2 protein-coding genes are annotated in these 527 nt (G+C 52.2%); both read right to left on the bottom strand.

The genetic code is table 11. From position 1 onward, the window contains the following. Positions 1-180 (bottom strand): hypothetical protein (locus AC1D12_RS35050; protein WP_477845637.1); only part of this gene is annotated, 180 nt, incomplete at its 3' end. After that, positions 177-527, bottom strand: a 351-nt coding sequence (locus tag AC1D12_RS35055) for an EndoU domain-containing protein (protein ID WP_477845638.1), incomplete at its 5' end; no start/stop codon positions are given. The genes AC1D12_RS35050 and AC1D12_RS35055, both read right to left, overlap by 4 nt.

Genomic DNA, 527 nt, shown 5'->3' on the forward strand with positions numbered 1-527 from the left:
TATCCCTTCTTCATTTTCGACCTCCGTACTCTCACCGAAAGCCTCACGAATGCAGGCACTCAAATCGTCAACACCATACCTCTCCGATAGTTCATACAGTCGGAGGAAGACGGTATAGTTTGTTGCATCTCGGTTGAGCATATCGCTGATCCGATTCAGCAAGCCCTGGGTAAGATTCATGGATTTTTCGGTGTATTTGTTGGAAAGCCCGTAACTATGCGACCACCCTTGCCGTTCGGCTCAACAATCACGGTTATGTCAATGCCATCTCGTGTTCCCTGCACCTTGATTCGTCCGTTGGGCTGAGTAGTACGACTCGAACCGGGATCTGTTGCAACATCAGAAATCTCGCCCTTGATCTTGTCGTCAGACCAGTTCGCAGGAAACTCACTCTTGCCTGGCTTCCCAGTGCCATGTCGATGCCCTCCGCCCGCATTGGGTCCGTCGCCGTCCAGGACGTGATGTCCGCCTTGAGGATCCAGAAGACTCGGCTTTTCCTCGTTAGCGCCAGTTGAAAGACCATCAGC

The sequence above is a fragment of the Rhizobacter sp. P1_G5 genome (genome assembly GCF_056405435.1).